The organism is Pseudarthrobacter sp. BRE9 (genome assembly GCF_031844305.1).
Lineage (GTDB): Bacteria > Actinomycetota > Actinomycetes > Actinomycetales > Micrococcaceae > Arthrobacter.
In genome coordinates this window covers 207,269-224,397 of the sequence record NZ_JAUZUY010000005.1, presented here as the reverse complement: position 1 = coordinate 224,397, position 17,129 = coordinate 207,269, and the positions used below count along the sequence as shown (strand labels likewise).

At 62.1% G+C, this 17,129-nt stretch carries 11 protein-coding genes and 1 pseudogene; 4 read left to right on the top strand and 8 right to left on the bottom strand.

All coding sequences use genetic code 11. The features are described 5' to 3' along the window. Positions 1–1,359: 1,359 nt before the first annotated feature. The 3 genes from Q9R31_RS12025 to Q9R31_RS12015 form a co-directional block, all read right to left on the bottom strand. Positions 1,360–3,972 carry a sigma-70 family RNA polymerase sigma factor gene (locus Q9R31_RS12025; protein ID WP_311262958.1) on the bottom strand — a complete coding sequence of 871 codons (2,613 nt, stop codon included), beginning with the start codon at positions 3,970–3,972 and terminating at the stop codon, positions 1,360–1,362. A 78-nt stretch (positions 3,973–4,050) separates the two neighbouring features. Beyond that, positions 4,051–5,736 (bottom strand): NERD domain-containing protein, encoded by a 1,686-nt coding sequence (locus tag Q9R31_RS12020; protein ID WP_311262957.1) that lies wholly within the window; start codon positions 5,734–5,736, stop codon positions 4,051–4,053. Further along, the gene (locus Q9R31_RS12015) at positions 5,733–6,299 is read right to left on the bottom strand and encodes a hypothetical protein (RefSeq protein WP_311262956.1); all 567 of its coding nucleotides are present in this window, start codon (positions 6,297–6,299) and stop codon (positions 5,733–5,735) included. Before Q9R31_RS12015 ends, Q9R31_RS12020 begins: the two co-directional genes overlap by 4 nt. A gap of 335 nt (positions 6,300–6,634) precedes the next feature. Here Q9R31_RS12015 and Q9R31_RS12010 point away from each other — a divergent pair, with 335 nt between their 5' ends. Then, positions 6,635–7,309 (top strand): DUF6308 family protein, encoded by a 675-nt coding sequence (locus Q9R31_RS12010; protein ID WP_311262955.1) that lies wholly within the window; start codon positions 6,635–6,637, stop codon positions 7,307–7,309. Positions 7,310–7,339: 30 nt separating this feature from the next. On the opposite strand, the gene Q9R31_RS12005 is transcribed toward Q9R31_RS12010, so the two are convergent. After that, positions 7,340–8,935, bottom strand: a complete 1,596-nt coding sequence (locus Q9R31_RS12005) for a hypothetical protein (protein WP_311262954.1) — start codon at positions 8,933–8,935, stop codon at positions 7,340–7,342. Between the two features lie 545 nt (positions 8,936–9,480). After that, on the bottom strand, positions 9,481–9,987 hold the full coding sequence (locus tag Q9R31_RS20180) for an ADP-ribosylglycohydrolase family protein (protein WP_397428242.1): 507 nt from the start codon (positions 9,985–9,987) through the stop codon (positions 9,481–9,483). Positions 9,988–10,355: 368 nt separating this feature from the next. Here Q9R31_RS20180 and Q9R31_RS11995 point away from each other — a divergent pair, with 368 nt between their 5' ends. Next, on the top strand, positions 10,356–11,129 hold the full coding sequence (locus Q9R31_RS11995; RefSeq protein WP_311262952.1) for a DUF6994 family protein: 774 nt from the start codon (positions 10,356–10,358) through the stop codon (positions 11,127–11,129). A gap of 63 nt (positions 11,130–11,192) precedes the next feature. On the opposite strand, the pseudogene Q9R31_RS11990 reads toward Q9R31_RS11995, so the two are convergent. Then, positions 11,193–11,462, bottom strand: a pseudogene (locus tag Q9R31_RS11990) (ADP-ribosylglycohydrolase family protein); the annotation flags it as partial. Then, positions 11,459–12,424: an ARPP-1 family domain-containing protein gene (locus Q9R31_RS11985; RefSeq protein WP_311262951.1), complete on the bottom strand. Its 966-nt coding sequence runs from the start codon at positions 12,422–12,424 to the stop codon at positions 11,459–11,461. The gene Q9R31_RS11985 and the pseudogene Q9R31_RS11990, both read right to left, overlap by 4 nt. A gap of 93 nt (positions 12,425–12,517) precedes the next feature. On the opposite strand from Q9R31_RS11985, the gene Q9R31_RS11980 reads away from it, so the two are divergent. After that, positions 12,518–13,183: an NUDIX hydrolase gene (locus Q9R31_RS11980; RefSeq protein ID WP_311262950.1), complete on the top strand. Its 666-nt coding sequence runs from the start codon at positions 12,518–12,520 to the stop codon at positions 13,181–13,183. 107 nt (positions 13,184–13,290) lie between these two features. Continuing rightward, positions 13,291–14,835 carry a hypothetical protein gene (locus tag Q9R31_RS11975; RefSeq protein ID WP_311262949.1) on the top strand — a complete coding sequence of 515 codons (1,545 nt, stop codon included), beginning with the start codon at positions 13,291–13,293 and terminating at the stop codon, positions 14,833–14,835. A gap of 681 nt (positions 14,836–15,516) precedes the next feature. On the opposite strand, the gene Q9R31_RS11970 is transcribed toward Q9R31_RS11975, so the two are convergent. After that, positions 15,517–17,115 carry an SIR2 family protein gene (locus tag Q9R31_RS11970; protein WP_311262948.1) on the bottom strand — a complete coding sequence of 533 codons (1,599 nt, stop codon included), beginning with the start codon at positions 17,113–17,115 and terminating at the stop codon, positions 15,517–15,519. Between the last annotated feature and the right edge of the window lie 14 nt (positions 17,116–17,129).

The following is a 17,129-nucleotide window of genomic DNA, read 5'->3' as shown; positions in this document are numbered from 1 at the left end:
TCTCGACGTCGTGCGCGTCCCAGCGGCGCCCGTGCGCAGTGGATCCGTTGCGGAAACCCCACCAAAGCACATTGTCGACGTCGTCGCACAGTTCGTGCAGCTGGTTGAGCCGGAGCCAGGGGCTGGCTTCTGCGGCGACCAAGTGGTGGGCCGCCGGCGTCACTACGGTGTAGACGATGCGGCGAAGCTCACGGCGGGAGACTTCCAGAAGGGGCGCAACAAGCTCCAGAATCCGCTGAAGTTGGGCGGACGCGGGCTGGAAAGCCGGGTCGACTGCCGCCCGGGCACGCAGCCGGCCGCCAAGCCACACGGCCGTCTCTGCCAGTTTGGCTCCGTTGGTGGTGTCCCCGCTGATGAGCCCGGTGTTGAAAGTTCGGTCGAGGACCGCGGCCAGCTCGGACCCGAGTGTGTCGTCCTGGGCGATCTCCTTGATGGCTTTCTCCCAGGCTTCACCTCCTGTACCTGGTGCCTGCTGCAGCGCATGCAGGAGGTGTCGTGCTGCCCGCCGCCTCACTGGGACGCCGGGCAGGGACAGGAACTCGGCGAGGAGCCGGACGTCACCCGGCGCCCAAATGAGTTCGAAGAACAGGGGAATTAACTGGTTCTGTGCCCGCCATGGGGAGCGAGCGCCGACGCCCAGCCTCGGCAGTCCATGGGTGGCGAGGTATTGATCCAGAACGGAGGTACGGTCTGAGCACACCACCGCAGTGCTGGCATTGTCACCGCTGGCCAGCCAACGGGCAGCTTGCTCCGCGGCTTCCCACTCGGTTTCGGCCGTGAGGACCGTCAACTGCGGTTGGACAGTTGCGGGCGGCGCGCTGCTGACGCGCACGCCATGCCGTCGTAGTTTGGCGATAATGCGCTGCCAAATCCGGGGAAAGGATGTCTCGGCATGGTGGAGGATGAGTTGTTCGATCCCGAGGGGCAGGGGAGAAGCGAGTGCTTCGAGTAATTCCAACGTATCGTCTGCGAGCGAGGGGGCCAGGTACCCGGGGGCACGTTCCGCCGCACTGAGCGTGCGAAGCAATGGGGAAGGAGTTGGCACGTCGGCATCATTCTCCGGAAGCGTCCCGTCCCAGCCGTTGGAGACCGCGTCGTCGCGCGCTGCGAGCAGCTCCTGTGCGGTGGACCACGAGTCAACCTGGAAAGAATCGTGGAACCAGGCGCCGGGCGAATCAATGGACTGAAGGCGGCCCAGATACTGGTTGACGCGTTCGGCATGCCCTGTATCGGGCCGGGTGATGCCCAGCCTTGTCTGCAGCAGGGTGGTTAAGCCCTCGCGGCCCACGCGCACGTGGTTGAGCCCCGGCTGGTTGTAGGCCCACGGTGCCCGGTCCAGATGCCAACCGAACTCAATCTTCATTTGTCCCCCATGTTTTGGCTGGTGGTCGTTTCTATCACGTCGGAGACAGGCTCTGACAAATCGGTCTCAGGGTCTGTACCCGCGCCGGGAGAGGGCTCGTCTTTGCAGGTATACAGGAACTCTTTGAGGCCGTGCGAGCGGGAGGGCTGACGCAAAAGTTTCATCGTCTTCGACTCGATCTGGCGGATGCGCTCTCGCGTGACGCCGTAGGCCTTGCCGATGGCATCCAGGGTCATTTCCTCGCCGTCGTCAATGCCGAAGCGCATCGCAATCACGCCGGCTTCCCGTTCCGTCAGCGTGTCCAAAACCGCATGCACTTGGGCCTTCAGCTGTTCCTTGGCAATCTGGTCAAGAACATCAATGTGCCATGGATCGATGAGTTGGTCCGCCAGCGGCTCCATGCCACCCTTACCGTCCGGTACGAGGTAGTCCAGCGAAAGCATGGGCCTGTCGAGTGACAGAAGATGCCCCACCTTGTCAGCCGACTGATCCGTGTGTTTGCCGAGCTCGGCAACGGTGTACTCAACGCCCTTTCGGTACGCTTCACGTTGGACGGACTTCACCTTATTGATCTGCTCCACCATGTGGACCGGGAGCCGGATGACCCGCGCTTGGTCGGCCAGAGCCCGGGTGACAGCCTGCCGGATCCACCACGTGGCATACGTCGAGAACTTGAAGCCCTTCGTGTAGTCGAACTTGCAGACTGCCCGATGAAGGCCGATGTTTCCCTCCTGAATCAGGTCCAGCAGGTCCATGCCGTGGTACACGTACTTCTTGGCGATGGAGACCACCAGCCGGAGGTTCGCCTCAAGCAATGCGTCCGCGGCCCGGTCACCCAACTGAGCGATTAGCCGCAGCTCCCGAGACTCGCGGCGGCCACGGGCGGTACCGTCCGACAGCAGATGGGAAGCGTAAAGGCCGGCCTCGATGTCCTTGGCGAGCTCCACCTCCTGCTCGGCGGTCAGCAGATCCGCGCGGCCTGCCCGCTGCAGGTAGTCCGAAACCCCGTCGTCGCTGAACCCTTCCAGCCCCTGAAGCTCCTCCAGCCAGCCGGAGTCCTCAAGATCAAACGACGTCGGTGCGCTCTCATCGTCGTCCTCCTCCACAGGAGACTCCATCACCGGCTCGGCCGCACTGCCGCCCTCAGGTCCAGCGCCGATCCTGGTCGTGTCCGCGGTCGGCTCGCCACCCTCGGGCACTGGTGCCTCTTCAGGTTCGGCCTGGCGGAGGAACTCCTGCAACCCGTCCAGATCCCTCTTGATGTCGAAGAACTCAACGTTCCGTGCAAACGGCAGCACCTTGCCCAGGAACTCCTCACCCTGGACATCCGGATCCTCCACCGTGCCTTTGGAGTATAGGACAACCAAGCGGCCGGGCCGTCCGTCTGTCTTCTTGCGGATGACACGTCCCAGCCGCTGAACCATCTGCCGCTGGCTGCGGTTGGCGGCAACGATGATTCCGAGGTCGGCCTCCGGGACGTCGATGCCTTCATCAAGGAGGCGGGGCGCGGCCAGGATCTGCGACGCGCCTGAGCGGAAATCCTCCATGCCCTGCCGGCGGTCGTCCTTGGTCATGCCACTGAACACCGCCGAGGCTTTCGACCCCAAGGAGGTGTAAAGCTCTCGCGCCCGGCGAGCGGAGTCCTGGGTCTGGGTGAAGACCAGAGTCCCGCGGGATCGATCAACAGTTTCCTTCAACGCTGCCAGCGCCAGGTACTTCGTCTTCGCTTCGGCCAGCAGGGTGAGCCGCGAGGACATTGCCCGCATGTACTTCCGGGCAATGGTTGCTTCCCGGCTCGGCGAATCGGATGCGGCGAGGGTGGCCACAGCGGCAATGAACTGCGGGAAGGGCCGCCGTGGGATGCCGGCGTAGGTCTCGAGGTTCCGCGCTGCCTCCACCGTCACCGTAGAGAACTCGTCGTAGTCCGCCTGCTCGGAAGGCAAGAGGTCAACGCCAACCAAGGCGATGTCGAACGGGGCAATGACCTCGTCCTTCAGTGCCCGGTCGTACCAGAGGTTGTAGATGACGCCGCCGAAGTAGGGCGTCAGGAGGTTCTCGTGCTCGCCATCCGCCCTCTCGAACGTGGCTGTGAGCCCAAGCCGCCAGGCGTACCCTTCCTGCAGCGCACCCGTGAACATGGGAGCCGCATAACGGTGGCACTCATCAGCGATGATCAGTCCGGCCTTGTGGGAGCGGAGCGTCTCCCGGTTGGACGCGGAATGAACGATGGCCACGAGGATGTCTACGTCATCGAGGGAGTCGGACCGGCCATCGCCAAGCGCACCACGCCGTGCGGCGGGCAGATCGCGCCGCAGGGAAACCAGCCATTGGCGCTGAAGCTCCGCAGTTGGCACCAGAATTAAGACTTTGATTCCCTGCCGGACGGCCTCAAACGCGGCGGCAATCCCGACACGGGTCTTACCGGAACCGGTAACGGCCTCCACCACGCCGCGCCGTGCATTTGAGTGCCAGGCCTTCAGCGCTTCCTGCTGCCAGGGATACAGGAAGGCGTAGTCGTAGGAGGCAGCCACCGGCGCGGAAGCAGCCCGGATGGGCACCTGCGGAAGCATAGCGACCGCGTGTGACCCGGCGTCGGCTAGTTCTGGCATTTCATCCCCCATTGGACGGTCCTGATTTGGTGCCTGAAGAGTATTGCGAGGCACCGACAATTTAGGTGAGCAGCGCCACTAACCGTCTTCCAGCACAGGATTCCACGCCTGGCTGCGCGACAGCGCGAGCTTGAGTTCGCGGCCGCCTGCTTCCTCCAGCAGCCCGGAATCACCTACAACCACCAGCAGGCTGCGGGCACGCGATAACCCGACGTATAGCTGTTCTCGGGCCCTGCCCATGTCCTTGAATCCGTTGACGCACAGGACAACCACAGAACGTTCCAGACCTTTGAAGCCCAGGACATGCCCGTAGAACTCCGCTTCGTTGGCGTGGAATTCCCGCCAATACTCCTCGGTGGCTTCCCGCTCAAAATAGTCCAAGTGGATGGGGTGCCGGTCCTTGGTGGTGAGGAGCGCGATTTGGTTGTTGGCCCAGCCTTCCTCGATCAGAGCCACTACACAGTCGTCGGCGACGCCGAGCGCTTCCTCTGTGGGGCATTCCACGAAACGCACGGGCAGGCCGGTGCTGCCGCGCGGTGTGAAGTGCTCGCCGGCTAAGGGCCTGAAGGACTCGGCGATCTTGCGGGTGTTGCGGAGGTTGTCGTCGATGTGGATGGGCACCAGCGTGGCCACCGGGCCATTGGTGAGGTCCGCCGTCGCGCCTCCCCAACGCTGGTAGACGTCTTGCCTGTCGTCCATGAAGGCGTACACCTCGCCGGCGGCGGGATCGGTGGTGCACGCGAGCAGCGAATCCCACCAGAGGGGCGCGAAGTCCTGTGCCTCGTCGACCACCACTGCGTCCAGGCGCTTCTGTGGGTCCATTTCGGTCGCGAGTTCCTTGAGGAGGCGTGGCATTTCGACGTCGAAGTAGTCTTGCCCCTTGCCGTCGGGGACGCCCAGCCCGCGCACGTACTCGTGGAACTCGCCCGTGAACACCGGCTTCGCCTGGCGCCACGTCGCCACCCGGTCCTGAAGGTACTGCCCAAGGCCCTTGTTGTAGCAGAACAGACCCACGCGCTTGCCCTGCTTGCTGAGCAGCTTGGCCTTTTCGACGGCGAGCCACGTCTTTCCGCTTCCCGCGCCGCCGGTGAAGCGGATCCGGGGAAGTGAGCGGGTTGCCTGCAGCAGTACGGACTGGCGTTCCGTGAGGTGGTCCTGGGATGCTTCGTCCTCATGCGACGTGGTTGAAGGTACGACGGCGGTGTCCAGGTTCCCGCCCAGCTTGCGGACGATCCGCTCAAGGAAGACCGGGGCCAGCGGCGCGGCACCGCCGCCTTCGTTTTCGATGGCCTGGCGCACGAGCTCGGCGGGCGACTTGCTGTCCGTCTGGTCGAGGATAAGGGACCGGGGACAGCCGGCCATGGTCCAGTCCCTTGGTACATCGGTGTAGGGCAGGCTCACCATGTAGACGCTGCGGCTGCTGATACGGGAGCCGAGCTGGTCCTCTAACCAGTTTTTAAGGGCATGCAGTGAGCTCTGTGACTGCGCTACCGGGCTCTGGATCTTGCGCTTCTGGCTCCGGTCCGACTGGTACCACTGCCCGTCATTGATGCTGACTTGGCCGCCCTTGACCTCAATCGCAGCCATGCCCACATTGGGCCAAAGGACCAGCAGATCGATCTCATGCTCGCTGCGGCCTTCACGAATTTGAACGGAGTGGGCCAGAACGCAGTCATCGGGCAGGCTACTTTTCAGCGCCTCCCAGACGGCCTTCTCGGCGTGAAAACCTTCGCCAAATTCGGGGTCGTCCGGAATGCACCTCATCGTGCCCCGACTCTGGTGTCCTGGAAGGGGGCCAGCCCGAACTGGGCACGAATGTCAGCCAGATCCCGCGTATTCCGGTCGATCTGCTTCATTTGGTCCTTTTCGATAAATGAGGAAAAGATGCGACTCGTGATGGCGAGGCCTACCAAGACAACGGACGCCCAGCCCGCGGCGACAATAAAGTCCGGCATGGTGAGGAACGCGTTCTTCAGTGCAATGACGTTGTTGACGCTGCCGGTCAGGCCGTCCAGGATGTCATTCAGTGTGTCGGTGATTGGCTGGAAGAACGGTCCCGCAGACAGTTCTGGACTCTCCACCGTTGCGTCCCTCCCGACAGACCAGCGCGGATCCATAAGGTGGGCAAGAATGTAGAAGACCACCGCAAGGTTGGCTGCGGCAAAAGCCGCAGTGCCTGCCGTTAGGGCGGTAATTACCCTCGCTGCAATTTTGCGAGTAGTGGAAACGCGGCTTCCAATGAGGAACAGCAGGCCGATCCCCACCGCAATGATCCAAACAAGATTCTTGAACGTGCCTACGCTGGCTCCGCTGAGCATTTCCATCACGGGGTATCAATCTTTCCACTGCTGTGCATTTGAACGCGCACGGTTCCTAAGCTCTGGACACCGTCACGAGGAAATTCTCCGTGCTGAGTTCAGAATTGGTTTCAGATCATAGTTCTATCAGCACAGCACGACATTTTCCGGCAGCGTCCGGCAGCGTTCCTACGGTATGGATTCATGTGGCGGTGGCCAATGCCTTGCTGCCGGTGCGACGCGTCCTCGAAGCCGGGCACCCTGTGAACGTACCCTCCCTATGGAGGCACCGGCGGGGTAGATTGTCCTGAGTTCAGTATGGAGTACATATCCAAGCGACGGAACCAACCGACGGGGGACACGGAATGACAATCTCGAGCGTTTTCAAGGAAATTGACGACGAGACGGCTCGTTCATATTTGGAACATTATTTCGGGCTCGGCGCGTGGGCCGGCGAGGAGTACACAGGAGCCTATTTTGATACGTTCGGCACTAATGCACCCGACGCCATCACCGCAGATGATCTTATTGCTGTAGCGTGCTTATCCAAGCACGTTCCGGCAAGAGCCGCGTTGGGCATCCTGCGCGAATACTCAGACGACATCGGCACCCTTCTCGGAAAGATTCCGCCTGGTCTGTCTATAACGGACATTCCGTTCGAGGAACATGACCAATATTTTGGTGAGGGGACCGCACCGCTGGATCTATGGCGGCTTCTTCGGAGAGATAAGAACACCCGCTGGGGCATTGGCCCCACGACGGCCAGCAAGCTTATGGCTCGTAAACGTCCCGAGCTGTTTCCCATTTATGACTCTGTTGTCGGCAGGGTGACAGGTTTCAGTAGCTCGGACGGAACCTGGAATGCGTGGCACCAAGCATTCGCCACCGATGGCGGGCTTGTTGAGCGGCTGGAGTCCCTGCGCCTAGCAGTTGGGCTGCATGACATCTCGCTTCTTCGCATCCTCGACGTCGTGCTTTGGATGCACGGCAGCCAGGGAACGGAAGGCCCCGAGAGCGTTGATCAGACGGACGAAAGCTGACAGTGGGCTCGAGACTCTGCGCGGAGACAGCTAAGCCTGCATCCCGTCGTGAACTGTCACGTTGGAAAGTTCGATAACACCGTCCGCGCACTTCCAGTAGTGGAGGCGCCTTGCTGCCGCAACATTCTGTTCTATGTAGAGCCGCCAGCAGGCGTCCTTGCCGTTGTTGCGTGTCAAGACATCGGCCCCTCCGGAAGCACTGGTGCGAAACGGATGGGCTTCCCTAGCGCTGAGCCTCGCCGGATCATTGACCAACAGGTCAACAATGGCTTTGAGGGCCTTCTTTTGTTTCTCTATTGGTTGCTCGTTGAGGCTCTGGAGGAAGTTTTCTCCCAGGCGGTGAGGCCCCAACGTCAGCCGGGGCTTCTCGGCGGCCGGGACCTGAACCGCCCATGTGGAGTGGAGCTGGAATCTGAAATTCTCTTCGGGGTCCAGAAACACTCGCTCCAGGGTTGCTTCCTCCCTGCGGACTCCGCGCAGCTTCTTCCTCAGGTCGGAGAGCTGCTTACTGGCAGCGGTGAGGTCACGGCGGAGGCGATCGGCTTCCTGCTGCAGCCCAGCCAGCTCGGCGGCCTGCTGGCGGCCAAGCATAACGTCCGCATCCAACTCCGCCGCGTGCATCTCATGCCGATGGTTAGCTGACCTCAATCCTGTAAGCTCCATTTCGAGCTGCTGCCGCTTAGCACGTTCGGCGGCCAGTGCCAGTTCCACGGATTTCAGCGCTGCAGCTCCCGAAACTAAACTCTGGTTCTGCGCTTCCCGCGAAGGCGGAGTCAACCGGGCGGGCGGGGCCTCGGGCACCCTCGGCAGTAGATCGCGGCCGGGAACCAGCCAGGGGCCTCCGCCAGGAATCAGCTCTGGAGCGGTCAGCACCGGTTCGGAGTCATCAACGTCGAGCATCGACAGCCTGAAGTGACCGTTGTTTCTATGGATCCTGACCGCCACAACTTCGCCTTCCGTGAGAAGGTCGGCAACAGAATCCAGCTCGTTGTAGGAGATGCTGCTGAGAGCCATAGTGTGGGAGTGTCCTGGAACCAGGGATAAGTCTGCCGAATCTACCCCTACCGCACGGACAAGGGCAGGCACCAAATCGCCGTCCTCACGGCCTTCGCCCGGAATAGCCGCTTCGATAGGCGCGAGCGAAAAGACCCTTTTTGCCGTATCGAAGGCGCCAGAAATCGTCATGCCCTCGCTCAGGATCCAATGCAGGGGGACACCAAGGCCGGTGGACTCCGCAGGCAGAAACAGCTGCTGTCCGTTGTCGAGCTCCACCACAGCCCTTGATCCATCGGGGGCGATGCTTTTCACCAGCCCGGTTTCCCGGGAGTTTCCTTTGCCGGCGGGGCTAGCTGTCTTCCAACTGCCCGAGAAAGCGAGGTCCTCGGCGTCCCTGATAATTTGTTCGGTGACGGTCGCGACGTCCGAAGGGGTTCGGACCAGCCGAAGTGGGCTGCTGTACGGGTCCGCGGTCCATCTAAGCCCGGGCGGATAAACCCTGGCGGCACTGCCGAAGATATGGGTGTCGGGCGGCAACAGCTTTTCGAGTTCGTAGGTGAACGGCCCATTGATCACCACCACGACGTCGGCTACACCCTTTAGCTCGAGGGCAATGCTGTCCCCGTCCAATCGCGGCCTATCCTCGTCCGCGAGGCGGGAGATAACCACCACCGGTCGCACACGGGACGGCTCCAGCAGGAGGGCAGCTAGGTCTTCCGGTTTGGGGTCTGCACGGGAGTCGAGGGAAGAGACGTCATGTGACTTTTCGGGCGCAGGCGAAGAGTGCGAAGACTGGCGGTGACGATGACGCTTTGGCATATGACTCCTGCCCTTCCATCTCGGTTGCAGCTTTGACTCAGGGTAGATGGAGGCTCTGACATTGGACACCCTCATGCGTGCCTCCGCCCGGCAGAGCCTCGCTCGTAGCTTCGGTTTCTCCCAGCAACCGCATGAACAGTGGGTTCGGCCGTACCTCAGGCAGTGCACGCCGCACATCCTCCAGTGCCTCCAGCGGAGAAATCTGGGCAGCGCGGGCACCGTACAGGGCAGCCACAGTGGGCGTCCTGGACTCCGCTCGGACACAGTGCAGCAGCACTGTCTTGCCCTCCGCTCTGTAACGCTCGACGGCGGCGGCCGCCTCCCGGAGCACAAAAGCCGCGTGCGCTTTGTCACCCTCAACAGCGGAGTCGACGACCCAGAACGTGGCATGGTCCTCGGGCGCCACGCCCGCGACATCCTGCGTCCCCAGCCGGCAGAGGGACCCTACCGCGTCGCCTCAACTCAGCCACCCGCTGAAGTGAGCCAACCCTGCCCAGCCACACGCCGCAGTCGTGCGGGTTGCGGACGAGCGCATCGGTGCGGCCCCACATGCTGTAGTCGTGGCGCTCAGCCCGGGGCCAGGACAAGGACCGGTGGCCCTCGCCGCGGCCCACCTCCATGCCCAGCATCATCAGATCGCGGGCACGGAGACCCGGCAAGCCGTGCAAGCGCTGCCGCCACTCGAAGGGCACTGCGGTGTAGCCGTATGCTGCGCCGAGCAGGCCGCCCGCGATGGCCGCAACAGTATCGGTGTCCCGGCCGCCACGCACTGCTTCCTCAAGGGAAGCCCGGAGGTGGGCAGGGCCTGACGCTGTCCAGCCGGCATAGTGGCTCGCGCTCCATGCGCCTTGGAACGCTTCCACCACCCAGCCGTTGCGGACGAAGTCGCGGGGACGGGATCGTTCCGCCGCCTCGATCCGCTCCAGCCACAACTGTCCAGCGCGGCCGAAGATTAACAATCAGCCGTTGGTGTCCGAGTGCTTTCCGCACGGACATTGACAATCCAGGGCTCGGTTTTTAGCCCGAAGATTAACAAAATGGGCCGTCGGCGAACTTCCATCCGCGTCAGTCCGCCTGGCGCCGAAGCGGTATAAAAGTTGGCCCGCAATTGCCAATTTTCAGCCACCTGTCCAATGCCGCCGAAGATTAACATCCAAGTGCCTGCGCCACTGCGGCTGTTTTAGCTGAAGGTTCCGCGGTTCGCCATAGGCGGGCACATAGACTTCCTTCCATGCGCGTCTTCGACATCGCCTTCGACTACCTTCTCGACACCACGCCTCCAGGAAAAGACCCGGATTCCCATAGTCCGCGGCTCAAGGCTGACCATCAGCTGCTCTGGAGGAAGGAGCTATGCGAGGGGCAGCTGTTCGAACTGGCGGTCTCGGAAGTTCCCAAGGTGCGTCGGAATAACTACCTGATGTTCGAGCAGACGCCCGACAAATCGATCACGTTCGGCAGTGACGCCATCACGAATTCCTACACCCCGTGGGGGAGGCCCAAGACCTTGGTCCAGGCTAAGGCCGAGTTGAGTGAGGAGCAGAAGCGCCGCTATCTCAACCCGCCATACACGATCGGCAGCGCCATGATCTGGCCCGTCAGGGGAATACACCTGCCCACCCTCAACACCTCCAGGGGAATGCGACAATCTATTGCGGACCGGATGGACCTGACCCTGGAATGCATCCGGCGCCACTACGCCAAGGAGCCAGTCAGCCCCCTCGCCGACGTCACCACTAACTATGGGGACTTCTTCGAACTCTTCTGCACGTTCGAGAAGTTTGTGGAGTTCTTCCACTTCCAGGATCTCGTGACGCCGGAGGGGAAGATCGCTTTCTTCCTCGACGAGGATGAGGACACGGTCTTCACGCGCACCGGCGTCCCGGTCACGAAGGACGAGTACATCAGGGTTCAGGAAGCCTCGCTGAGGTTCATCCGGTTGCGGGGCAACCGGATGGCCGACTGGGTCGAGGAGAACCACCCCGACATTGAGGTCCGACGGCCATAAACACCGGCCTGTCCCTGCCCGGTAATGCGAGAAAAGGCCCGCTTCCGCCGCCCATGTAGTCCAGGCCCGGACGATCTTGGTGAGCGCCGTGGGGGAGGAGGCCCCGCCGTCGCACGCCGGCTCCAGCAGTGCCTCGGCGATCGGGATGGCCATGGAGGTGTCGTCGGTCCACTCAGCCGGCGCGAACCCAAACGGGCCGCCGCCCTTCATGGTGACTTCGGCGCCATCCGGCAACGGGGCGCCGAACTCATAGCCGGCTCCGAGGGCGTCACCGGCGGCCAGGGCGACGAGGACGCCGGCCGCACGATCATTCTGCAACTGGTTCAGTTTCATGCCATCTCCATCAGGGGGTGGTGGGTGTTCCAGCCGGTCAGGTGCGCCAGCTGGGGCGTTCGTTGGGGGAGTGCGACGGCGATGCCGGCGGCGGTGACCGCTCCGGCAGCGCGGGAGACGTTGCGGCTCCGGAGGGAGCCGTGGTTCCGTACCTCCACAGCCGCGGCGCCGCCGTCGAACGTTCCGAAGTCCATCGCCTGGACTTGTGCAGCGAAGTCGCGGGCGTACTGGCCGGGCATTGGTCCTGAGGCCAGTGCCTGGGGTGGCAGGAGCTCAAGGTCCAGCAGCGCCGACTCGATCAGCTGCCGGTAGTGGCGGCGGAAAAGCGTGTGGGTGCCGAAGACCTCCAGGAGCAGCGGCTGCCGGCCCAGGCCGATCAGCACGCCGCGCTGGCCCTCCAGCGGGGCGGGCGCGTCGGCGGGGCTGAACCGGTTCCGTTCCTCCTTGTCGTCCTTGAACCAGTCCATGTGCTGAAGGAGGGAACTGGTGGCGGAGGCGCCGCGGGCGGCGTCGAAGCGGCGGACCCGTTCCCAGATGCGGTCCTGCCGGTTTCCTCCGCGCTGCCCGTTCAGGCCGTTGGCCAGCTCGGACCAGACGTTCAGCGGGGCGCGGCGTGCCTGCCGCCGGTGGCTGGACTGTCCGGCTTCCCAGCGGCCGGCCTCGACGCAGAAGGTGTCGATGTCGTGGGTTTCGCCCGGGGCGAGGACGACGTCGCGGGCGCAGGTCCGGTGCTGCTGACCGCCTTCGAGCAGCTCGCCTTCCAGCAGCAGTGCCGGGTGCGGGCCGTTGTTAGTGACGGTGAGGCGGGACACTTGGGCGCCGCTGGCGAGTTCGGTGACGGCCACGTCAGCGTGCGTGCCGGTGCTGATGCCGAGGCTTCCGGGGGCGGAGGTCCAGACGGGGAAGATGCTGAGCGGGCCGAGGCTGCTGCCGGCGCCGACGTGGAGCTGTGGAACTTTCATGGGAACCTCCTGGTGATTTATCGCATTTCTGCGCTAATTGGTTCCAGTATGCACCGGTTGCTTCTTTAGCGCAAGACTGCGATAAATGGAGGTGTGAAGGAATCCAAGCACAGCCCCGCCCGGTCCTTGCTCGATTACCCGAGGCCCTCGGTGGCGGTGGATACGGCGGTTCTGACCGTTGCGGAGGGGAGCGTGTGCGTGCTGCTGGTGCAGCGCGCTGAGGACCACCAGCATGGAAAGTGGGCCCTGCCGGGAACGTTCCTGCGCGAACGCGAAACCTTGGCGGATGCGGTGCTGCGGTGCCTGCGGGAGAAGGCCGGGATATCCGGGCGGGTGCCGCGGCAGCTGCAGGTGTTCGACGAGCCGGGGCGTGATGACCGTGGCTGGGTGCTGTCAGTGGCGCACGTGGATGTGGTTCCGCTGGCGGCGTTGGCGGAGGCGTTGAAGTCCGAAGGCGTTCGGCTGGCTTCGGTGACCGGGGAGCCCGAGGTGATCGCCGGGCTTCCCTACGGGCATGCCGATATTGTCGCGAAGGGGGTGGAGTGGCTGCGTGCTGCCTATGCCCAGGCGCCGGATCCTGGGGCGCTTCTGGACGAGCCATTCACTCTGAAGGACCTGCGCGAGCTGCACGAGGTGGTGGCTGGCGCGCCGCTGATGCGCGACACGTTCCGGCGGTTCATGGAACCGAAGCTGGCCGGCACCGGGCAGATGTCCGACGGGACGCGGGGCAGGCCGTCGCGGTTGTGGGTGCGAGGTTGACCACGATGGGGTATCCGGGCCTCATGATGTCTGGGCGCTCATCACAATGAAACGTATGGTCTGAATGAGATGCACCTGCGCGAACGCAGTAACTGATAGGGGAAGTCATGAAAGAGGCCAGTGAGCACGATTTGGAGCAATATCCACTGCCGGCGATAGGCCGCCCGGTGGTGATGTTTGTGATCAGCAAAACCTTTGCCGAGGGAGTGTCGAGTCAACGGCTTTACGACGCGACGCGGGGTAATTGGAAGATCGGCGCCGTCAGCCGGGCGAAGTCTGAAATAGCGCTGGGAATCGCCGACGGCGTGGTTCGTTCGGCATTCGAGATTGACCGCTGGGGTGAATCGGAAGAACCGGAGGCGCCCCGGACGGAGAAAGGCGGAAAGAACCGCTGGTATTTCCAAGGGCATGAGACCGAGGAAACCAGGTCATGGCTGGGGCTTTCCGTCCGACACCTGGCTCCGCCGAAGGGAGCTGCGAATCCCGTCCGGCTGTATCTGGATGGGGTCCCCCAAGCAGAGGAACAGTCAGTTCTGGACGTTTCGGTTGCTGTCCAGGAAGAGGCGCTAGGAAGGATCATGTTCGGCAACAGCGAGCTGTTCCACAGCAACATGATTGCCTGGATCTTCGACGCGTTTCCCGCGCAGGCAGACGATGTTTTCGGACCACTTAGCAACGGTAGTGCCGGAGGTTCAGGTATGAGGTTCGTGGAGCGTGAGCGTGAAAACCTTGACCTCGTCATGCACTGGACTGACCGTCCTGCTCTGGTCATCGAAAACAAGGTCTTTGCTGTGCCGTCGCCCGGACAGCTGGACCGCTACGCTGCCAAGCTGGCCAAATGGAAGGTACCGGTTGGCGGCACAGTGCTGCTCAGCCCGACGCGACATCATTTTCTGGAGCGGGGATACGTCACTGCAGAGCAGACCAAAGACGGGCATGTCATTGCATGGCGGCATCTGAGCTTTGAACGCTTGGCAGAGTCACTTGAGCTCGCCTTTGACGGGCTGGACCCCAGCTACGAGGTGGAGACCGTCCTTCGATACTGCACAGTTCTTCGCGGCTTGGCTGCCATGATGGCGCAGGCAGCGGTGGCGGGACCGGATGAAAAGGCCTTCCTGCCACCCTCCGCGATCCCTCCGGGATTGCCAAAGCAGGCCATGACCGGTTTAGGGAAGGCGCGAGCGGCTCATACCGGGGCTGTGCTGCGGCATGAGCTGAAAAGGCGGGATGTCCCCGCGGATGGTGTGGAAGCGGGTCTGAGCCATTCGCTCCCAAGGGTGTCATGGTTCATGGACGCTGCCGTCGATGGTGAAGCTGTTCGGGCCGGGTGGCAGTATCAGGGCGGTGTGCTTAGCCTTGCCCTGATACTCGACCATCTGGCGGGCGTAGGGTCAGCGGCAAAATTGAAACGTGCAGAGTTCGCGCGCCGTTACCCCGAATTCTTCTCGTTTGAACACGTGGACCACGTCCTCGGCACCGCAAACGTGGCGGTGTCCGCCACTTCAAAGCCGGAGGGCCCTTTTGGCCACTTTGATCCCAACTTCGTCTACAGGTCCAAGAAGGTTCAGAGCCTTACGGTGCAACAACTTATTGACCTTTCGGTGATGCACGCAGAGCACCTGAGGAGGATCAGCCGCCGTCAAGCCCCTTGAGAATCAGCTGCTCCATTCGCTGGCAATGCATGTCAGTCCTCGTCGGCGACTGTGGTGCTGTCCACTGACGGCCAGGCGCTGCTATCAGGCGACCCAATCGAACTCATTATCGTTCGTCCCAGCCCGAGAGTTCCTGAATGGGGCTCGAAACACGCCAGCGCGCCTGGACGATCTGGCCCTCCCAGCTCACCTTGAGGTACCCGTCAACGGCCGGAACGCGAACAATAAGCGGGCGCGAATGCGTAGGTTAGTCTGCGGGAGAAGACGAGGATCCGGCCGGGTGCCGCGGCAGCTGCAGGTGTTCGACGAGCCGGGCCGCGATGACCGCGGCTGGGTCCTGTCGGTGGCGCACGTGGACGTGGTGCCCGTCGCTGGGAGGAAGCGTTGACGATCGACGGCGTCCCGGCTGGCTTCCGCGGACGGGGAACCCGGAACTTACCGCCGGGCTGCCGTTCAGCATGCGGACATTGTGGCGAAGGGTGGAGTGGCTGCGGGGCTATGCGGAGGCGCCGGATCCTCGAGCGCAACACGTTCCGGCGGTTTATGGAACCGAAGCTGGTGCACCGGGCAGATGTCCGACGGGACGCGGGGGAGGCCGTCGCGGTTGTGGGTGAGGATCGAATAGCTTTCAGGAGTGTGACTTTGCGACCACCGGCAACAGACGCACGTCCAGGCTAAGGGTCAAAGCTCCCCATCATAAGAGTCATCCTTTGACCAGCCTAAAGTCCTAAGCATTTCGTCGATTACAGCGACAACGCTGCTGTCCCCGACGGCTGCTGGCAGGGTCTTCAGTTTGAGGATTTCTCTTCTTAGCTGTCTTTCCTTCCCATTGAGGCCGCCTTCATACTTGGGTGCCAAAAAGTAGAAATGACTTGCGGTGGAGAAACACGTCAAGGCGTCTAGGAAGATTTCAAGAGTACGGGCGGAATCTTCGAGCTTCGGATGTTCCATGGAAATAAAACTGAGTTTATCTTTCCAAGCAAGCTCTTGAAGAGGATCTGTGTTTAAAGTGAGTACAGTACCGAGGCTCGCTGGCCGGTCACGATCGTTCGGCATTGCTCTGCGGACGTCATGAACGATTTCATGAAAGTGGTCATCCTTCAACCCGAACCCTACGAATAGCAAGTGGTGGGTCATTAGATGCGCTTTTACGAGCGCCGATAAGGCTTCTCGGTTCGCATTGAAACCAAGGTAGTCGTCGCGCGTGAGGACGATGGAGTCCGGCTGTGAAACGGAACCATGCAGCTTTAGGAGCCAGCGCGAGCCGGTGTCGTCGTAGGCATTCGTAGGATCGTGCGGGATGACCGATCGGCTTCGTCCGGAATCTGCACTGGCTCGCTCAAAAAGTGAATCGTAATTGAGCGTGATCGCCCCATCGGATGGAAGATTCGCCAGCAAGGTAGGCGCCAGCCCGTATCTTTCGACCCGAACGAAAGTCGATACGAGGGAGCCAAAAGATTCCGTGGGGTCTTCAGCGTTTGTGGGCGATGATTCGAATAGTGCTTGCAAGATATTGGCTTGGTCAAGGGGGTTTAGCTTGCGAAACTGCTCAGCCATTCTTGGATCTAGTCCCACGCTTTCGGCCAGGCTGTCGAGTAGTCCATCCCATGAGGGTGCACCTGCCGTGACGCTGACCCCGGCTCCCAGGAACGGGACTAGTCGCCCCTTCTTCGCTTGTTTGGCAAGCGATTTAGCCTGGTCAAGGTGTTCCTCTGATAGTTGTGACCAATAGTTCGCCACATTGGTTCTGCGGATATCCTGCGCTAGGGCAAACGCCGCCTCGTCCCGAAGGACCAGAACGACGTCGCAACCCAAGGTCGGCAACTCGCGGACGATTGCGCCGAGAATAGCGCGCATGATTTCGCCTCGCTGCAGATCACCACCGCCCGCCGCCGTTCCGAAGAACGGAAGGGCTATTAGGGGCACTCTTCTGGTATCCGCTGTTCTCCGCAGCGGCATTGCGGATACTGCGCGTGCGGCCTCCCGGAGGAAGGCTGCGATTCTCGGACGCAGGTCGTCGGCCGATTGAACACCTTTGACAGGAACGGAAGTGAACACAGGAAGTGGGTCAGTCTCCGGCCAGTTTAGGGCGGCTGCCGCAAAGCTCTTCCCCTGCCTAAATGACGGATCCGCGCTCAGATTGACCGCATCTGACAGTCCCGCCAAAGCGGCAGTCCAACCAGGTTCGATGTTCAGCTCTTCATCCGTTGGAGCCAACCAAGCATCGCAGCGAAGGTGCAGAATGTTTCCCATTGTCACGAAAAGGTGTGATTCAACCATGACTGCTACCTCTG